This window comes from Virgibacillus sp. FSP13, from assembly GCF_054048505.1.
This window is the reverse complement of the sequence record NZ_JBSVKG010000026.1, coordinates 45674-52096: the sequence shown is the minus strand read 5'-3', so window position 1 is coordinate 52096 and position 6423 is coordinate 45674. Positions and strand designations below refer to the sequence as shown.

At 38.1% G+C, this 6423-nt stretch carries 7 protein-coding genes; 5 read left to right on the top strand and 2 right to left on the bottom strand.

Going from position 1 to position 6423, the window contains the following annotated elements; genetic code table 11:
• Window positions 1–111 precede the first annotated feature (111 nt).
• From ACW2QC_RS17205 to ACW2QC_RS17190, 4 genes are all read left to right on the top strand, one after another.
• Window positions 112–1311: a DHH family phosphoesterase gene (locus tag ACW2QC_RS17205; protein ID WP_457545173.1), complete on the top strand. Its 1200-nt coding sequence runs from the start codon at window positions 112–114 to the stop codon at window positions 1309–1311.
• A 128-nt stretch (window positions 1312–1439) separates the two neighbouring features.
• The gene (locus ACW2QC_RS17200) at window positions 1440–1853 is read left to right on the top strand and encodes a CBS domain-containing protein (RefSeq protein WP_457545176.1); all 414 of its coding nucleotides are present in this window, start codon (window positions 1440–1442) and stop codon (window positions 1851–1853) included.
• A 122-nt stretch (window positions 1854–1975) separates the two neighbouring features.
• Entirely contained in the window at window positions 1976–2410 is a 435-nt protein-coding gene (locus ACW2QC_RS17195; protein WP_457545172.1) for a GNAT family N-acetyltransferase, read from the top strand.
• Window positions 2411–2445: 35 nt separating this feature from the next.
• Window positions 2446–3210, top strand: a complete 765-nt coding sequence (locus ACW2QC_RS17190) for a hypothetical protein (protein ID WP_457545171.1) — start codon at window positions 2446–2448, stop codon at window positions 3208–3210.
• Window positions 3211–3336: 126 nt separating this feature from the next.
• Here the strand turns inward: ACW2QC_RS17190 and ACW2QC_RS17185 are convergent, their stop codons facing one another.
• A complete protein-coding gene (locus ACW2QC_RS17185; RefSeq protein WP_457545170.1) occupies window positions 3337–4341 on the bottom strand; it encodes a DUF3231 family protein in 1005 nt (334 codons plus the stop codon).
• A gap of 108 nt (window positions 4342–4449) precedes the next feature.
• A complete protein-coding gene (locus ACW2QC_RS17180) occupies window positions 4450–5022 on the bottom strand; it encodes a GbsR/MarR family transcriptional regulator (RefSeq protein WP_457545169.1) in 573 nt (190 codons plus the stop codon).
• A gap of 227 nt (window positions 5023–5249) precedes the next feature.
• Between ACW2QC_RS17180 and ACW2QC_RS17175 the strand changes: the two genes are divergently transcribed.
• On the top strand, window positions 5250–6410 hold the full coding sequence (locus ACW2QC_RS17175; protein WP_457545168.1) for a betaine/proline/choline family ABC transporter ATP-binding protein: 1161 nt from the start codon (window positions 5250–5252) through the stop codon (window positions 6408–6410).
• The last annotated feature ends 13 nt before the right edge of the window (window positions 6411–6423 follow it).

The following is a 6423-nucleotide window of genomic DNA, read 5'->3' as shown; positions in this document are numbered from 1 at the left end:
TATTTTCTATCAACTGCGACATTATTCAGCAACAAATAATGCACAAACAGCGTAAATTTAAAATGATAATTTCACCAACAAAAACGAATACTACGTTCTGAGGTGAAGTGAATGTATAAATTGTTGTCACATAATGATTTGGATGGTGTTGGATGTGGAATTTTGGCAAAGCTTGCATTTGGTAATCAGGTTAACGTCAGGTACAATTCCATTTCCGCCCTTGACCGTGAAGTGAAACACTTTTTGGAAAATGGCAATAAGGACACAAGTTTGTTTATTACAGATTTGTCCATTAATGCAGAGAATGAACAAAGAGTGGAGAGTTTTTATCAGGAAGGGGGCAAGGTGAAACTGCTGGATCATCATAAAACGGCTTTGTACTTTAATGATTATCAGTGGGCATATGTGCAAGTTGAAGATGCGGAAGGAAAAGCGACTTCGGCAACATCATTATTTTACGAATACTTAGTCTCACGTCAACTATTAGATCCGTCAGATGTCATAGCGGAATTTGTTGAACTTGTTAGGCAGTATGATACATGGGATTGGGAGAAAAATGAAAACATTACAGCGAAGCGGCTTAATACACTTTTTTTCTTAATATCAATTGATGCATTTGAAGAAAAAATGATTCATCGGCTAAATTCAAGTGAACATTTTCATTTCGATGTGTTTGAAAAGCAACTACTGGAAATAGAAGAAAACAATATCGAACGTTATATTCGCCGAAAAAGGCGTCAGCTGATCCAAGTAAAAGCGGGTGAACACTTTACTGGGGTCGTGCATGCGGAATCGTATCATTCAGAATTGGGAAATGAGCTAGGGAAAGAATACCCACATCTTGATTATATCGTTATTTTAAATATGGGTGGCAAACGAATGGGGTTTCGAACGATTCATGATCATGTTGATGTATCCAAAGTGGCTGGTCACTTTGGTGGAGGGGGGCACGAAAAAGCATCGGGCAGCATATTAACCGAAGCCGCATACAAGCAGTTTGTGGCCAAAACGTTTCATCTGGACCCATTGCATGAAGATGCGAAGCGCAATCGATTTAATGTGAAACAGTCGGATTTCGGTTCCTTGTATAAAAATCGATCAGATGATCTGTTTTTACTTTATCCGAAAAATGAGCATAAATGGATGATTGAACGAAACAAAGTAAATGTAAAAGAGACGTTTACAAGCTTTGTGGAGGGTGAAAAATTTCTAAAAAGGAATTATGAAGCCTGGCTTGCTAGGGATGATGCTTTTGTTAGTTACTTAATGGAGAAAGTAAGGAAAGGAACGGTTCATGGAAAATCTAAATAGGGTATTGATTTTGCCACTAACTCAGGCAAATTAAAATGCAATCATTCCCTCTCATAAAAAAAACAAAATAACCAACCCTATTGTGTGAAAGGAGAGGTCTCAACTTGAACCAACAAATTAGAAACATTATGACACAGAATGTAGCTACCGTGAATGAATCACAATCTATTCAGGAAGCAGCGGAGATCATGAGTGCAAAAAATATTGGATCGCTTCCAGTTATCAACAACAACGGTCAAATGGTTGGGATGCTAACTGATCGTGATATTACACTCCGTTCAACAGCGCAGGGTGAGAATGCACAGACCCCAATTTCTCAAGTGATGACCGCACAACAAGTAGTTCAGGCTGATCCTGGCATGGGCGTCGAACAGGTGGCACAAATGATGGCGGAGCAACAAGTTCGCCGTCTGCCAGTTGTTGAAAATGGTCAAATTGTTGGTATGGTCGCATTAGGTGACCTTGCAGTCGATAATCAATATGATAGCAAAGCCGAACAAGCACTGTCTAATATTTCTACCCCTTCTGCGCCTCAAGAATAGGCATTATCGAAAATGCCCTTCACTTCATAACAAGTGGAGGGCATTTTTATGACGAAATTACATTTAGTGGAGCACATAATATATGATAAACTAAATTAAAATTCCGAAAAGGGGCTTTTGCTATGAACACGTTAATAATTAAAGAACTACAATCACAGGAGGAAATTGTCGAGGCGTTTCCAGTAATCAAGCAATTACGAACACATCTTGATGAAACTACTTATCTTGAATTGGTTACAGATGCCATGGCGAATGACAGGTATAAAATGTTTGGCTTGTTCGATAATGATAAGGTCGTTGCGGTTACTGGCTTTAAACCGATGATTACACTATATTATGGCAAATTTGTTTGGGTATGTGATTTAGTTACGGATCGTGACAAACGTTCCAAAGGTTATGGTGAAAGACTGCTTACTTATGTTCATGAATGGGCAACAGAACATCATTATGAAAGTGTAGCCCTATCTTCGGGATTACAGCGTGAGGATGCTCATCGTTTTTACGAGGACAAAATGAATTATGACAAAGTGAGTTATGTGTTTAAGAATTCCTTTTGATAGATGGGGGCTGTATACCAAAAGGGGGGATTGTCTTGAGTGTTTTGCAAAATCTTGTGATTCGAAAACTATTAACCACATTTATCGTTACGACTCTGACCTCAATTATAATGGCTTTTTTATTTGTGATAACATATCATTCAGAGCCCACATACAACCTTGGCAATACACTTATGGGCTGGTCCTTTGTATATATGATGTATGTTGGAGTCATCATCATGCTATATGGTAATGTAGTATCCATTGCGTTGGAGTTTTTACGAACCAGATGGTTGAATCGGCGACAAAATTGGTTATTTGTTATTTTACATGCAGTTTTTGGACTGGTGGTCGGTTTGATTTTCCTAAATTGGTTGCTTAGCGTAAGTGGAATGCTTGTTGCAATAGGGTATGCAATTGTTGATCGGTGGATATATACGAGGCAGAAAAAGCAAAAAGGTGTAAAAATGTTTATTATTACACCTGTTCTTATCTACTGCTTATCTTGGGGTGTCTTACAGATCCTATCTCCTTCAATGCCTCCGTTTACCAAGGAAGATGCGGTTGAATTTGCAACCTCTGGACAGGGAACTGTTATCGATCGTTTTCCTGAAAAGATAGGGAAGCTGAAAGAGAAAATAGATGGTTATAACATTGAACGAGAAACTACAGCAAAAAAAGTTGGTGATGAGAAATATATTGTTACGTTTACAGAGACCTGGAAAAAAGAGAATGACATCGGTTCAAGGTACTACTCATATGAAGTGGAACGTAATTCTATGACTGCGCATCAGATCGAGGGAAAGGAGCCGCCTTATTAACATCTAGAATAAGCATGTATAAAGCCAAGGCGTAATAAGTTCAGGCTAATAATGATTTCTAGGTTGTTTTAGCCCATTTCAGCAGGTTTACTACTTATAAAAAAGGATTTTCCAGTTTTAATATCCTTAGTTCGATAATTCGTCACGGTCACTTGCTTGTAGAGGTTCTTCCATCCAACCGTTGTCAATCAGGATGTTTGCGCCGTCTTCCGAATACTTCAAGATTTCATGTATAAATCGATCATAGTGTGTTGTTAGATCTCGTCTTAAACTTGTAGATATACTTGTTCCATAATATCCGATACCTAATGCAATTAAACCCGTAACTGTAAACATCATTAATCTATCGGACAATGGCGCGACCTTTGATTCGGTGACATACGTATCTGATCCCATCGGAACTGGAAGGTCATCTTCACGTAAGATAGATCCAAATATCTCGTTTTGTTTTGTAGCAATTTCCTTCCCACGTATAAAGAATTGTGCAACCTTTTTTGACTTTGCCACTTGACTGAACGCTGTGAGGGTTGCTACTCCTAAAGCGTTACGTTGAAAATTGGAAAAGAGATTTGTTATTTCCAGTGATAATAGTGGTCGTCTTTCTCCAAACCACCCTGTAAGAAACGATTGTTTTTTAACAAAATCAACCTTATTCGGATAGGGAATATATGGAGAACGTACATAAAGGCCTTTTGACAGTAAAACGTTTTTGGTCATTGTGTCCAGTCGATTTACCTCTGCCAGGCATTGCGCATAAAATTCGTCAACATCAGACCGTACGGCTAAAGATTTCGCAACACCATAGCCACTTAGAGATATTTGGGCTGATTGTTTTATAAATTGTAGCATATAATTGTCCGTGAATAATCGTGATGAGTCGATATTTAAATCTTGGCTTTCGGAAAATCCTTTAGGCAATGGATAATTTTCCTTGGTAAAAATGGTAGTAAGTTTTTGGATATGACGTTGTGATAATCGTAATGCGTGTTCGATTATCGGGCGAATTTCGGAGTCCTCAACAACCTGCAAAAAATGCTTTAACATGCAAATAGAACCGCTATCATTTTGATAAGATGTCCAAAGCTGGGAAATTTCTGCTGAAGTAAGTTTTATGTTCTGCTCGGTCGACATATGTACAAACCTCCATATAATTTTCCTTTGCCTGTATTATTGGAATTGAGTGCAGAAAATATACCACTCCATTGAAGAAGGATGAAACTCGGTGGTTCCATCCTCCTTCTATTTATTATCCAAATCAGCTTTAACTGGTACGGAATCAAGAACTTTCCCACTCTCAAAGAATTCTACCAGTCTATTAATCCAATCATAGTAACTGATCCACTGGGTTAATTCTTCTTTTAATTCCGCTACTTTTTGTTCTACTTCTGGTGAAAAGTTTGATTTGTGAGCTTGTTCGATTCGGGCAATTTTGTCTTGGAGACGTCTAGCAAGTTGCGAATTTTTGCCGACTACTTCCTTCCAATTGGTTGTGAATAAAGAAATAAACGTCTGGATATAGTCATTTTCAACTCTATAATGCTCTTTTCGACTGCCCTTAACAAATTCCTTTTCAGCAATGTTTAAGGACATCATCTGGCGCACCACTTGACTCATTCTGGTTTTACTCATTCCCGTTTCTTCTGCTAGCTCGTCAAGTGTCATTGGTGCTCGATTCAGATAAATAATACCAAGCAGGCGGCCGACTGTTGAAGAAACTCCAAATGTTTTCATATTATCAGCAATCCGATCGGAAATTTGATCTTCTGCTCGTTCAAGCTCTGCCAAAATGTGTGGTTCAGAATATGTATTCATCGCTCTCCCTCCAACTAAATCCATTAATAGTCTAACATGTCAGTATAAAAAAACAAAAAACAAATTTGATACAAAATCCACGAAAAACGAAGCAAATCAAAGGTATACACATTATAAAGTTTGTGAAATAAAAATTTTATATATTTTTTAAAGTTTACACTCTGGATTTTCTTTTCTATACTTAACTAGTACATTTCGACAAAAATTCACACGGAGGTGTTTACACTTTGTTAGAATTTAAAAACGTGACAAAGAGTTATAACGGTGGTAAACCTGCTGTTAATAAGTTAAATCTAAAAATAGAAAAGGGAGAATTTGTTTGTTTTATCGGGCCTAGTGGCTGTGGGAAAACGACTACGATGAAAATGGTGAACCGTTTGATTGATATCACAGATGGATCCATTTTGGTCGATGGAAAAGATATTAATCAGCAAGATCCTGTCGAACTGCGTCGTTCGATTGGCTACGTTATTCAGCAAATCGGTTTGATGCCACATATGACAATAAAAGAAAATATTGTGTTGGTTGGCACATTATTAAAATGGTCAAACGAAAGTAAAGATGAACGGGCGAAAGAATTAATTAAACTTGTCGATTTACCAGAAGAATACTTAGATAAATACCCACATGAATTAAGTGGTGGACAGCAACAACGAATTGGGGTATTACGGGCACTGGCCGCAAATCCACCGCTAATTCTAATGGACGAGCCGTTTGGTGCACTTGATCCGATTACAAGAGATTCACTGCAGGATGAATTTAAAAAATTGCAGAAAGAGCTGCATAAGACAATTGTTTTTGTTACACATGATATGGATGAAGCATTGAAACTGTCCGATCGTGTTGTAATCATGAAGGATGGAGAAGTGGTCCAGGCAGACACACCGGAAGAGATCTTGCGTCACCCAGCAAATGAATTTGTTGAAGATTTCCTTGGCAAAGAACGATTGATTCAAGGCCGACCAGATGTTACAACTGTTGGTCAAATTATGGAGGGATCTCCTGTTACCGTACAATTGGGTGAAACTCTTAAAACAGCTATTACAACGATGCGCGATAGACACGTAGATTCGTTGCTAGTCGTTGATTCGGGAAATGTATTAAAGGGTTATATTGATATTGAAATCATAAACGCAAACTACAAAAAACATACCAGTGTGGAAGAAGTAATGGAAATTGATTTTCTTTCTGTTTCAAAAGAAAGCCTACTACGTGACACCGTCCATAAAATTCTCCGCCGCGGCATAAAATATGTTCCTGTCGTCGATGAAAACCATAAAATTGCTGGAATTGTAACAAGAGCGACATTGGCTAATTTAGTCTATGATACGATCTGGGGCGATGGTTTTGAAATTGACCAACCAGAACCGGTAGCTTTAGTAGATTAGGAGGTGTATTACT

What these genes read in the sequence shown, in the direction of transcription:
- ACW2QC_RS17195 (WP_457545172.1), top strand. Translation starts at nt 1,976, where the DNA reads ATGAACACGTTAATAATTAAAGAACTACAATCACAGGAGGAAATTGTC.
- ACW2QC_RS17180 (WP_457545169.1), bottom strand. Translation starts at nt 5,022, where the DNA reads ATGAATACATATTCTGAACCACACATTTTGGCAGAGCTTGAACGAGCA.
- ACW2QC_RS17200 (WP_457545176.1), top strand. Translation starts at nt 1,440, where the DNA reads ATGACACAGAATGTAGCTACCGTGAATGAATCACAATCTATTCAGGAA.
- ACW2QC_RS17185 (WP_457545170.1), bottom strand. Translation starts at nt 4,341, where the DNA reads ATGTCGACCGAGCAGAACATAAAACTTACTTCAGCAGAAATTTCCCAG.
- ACW2QC_RS17205 (WP_457545173.1), top strand. Translation starts at nt 112, where the DNA reads ATGTATAAATTGTTGTCACATAATGATTTGGATGGTGTTGGATGTGGA.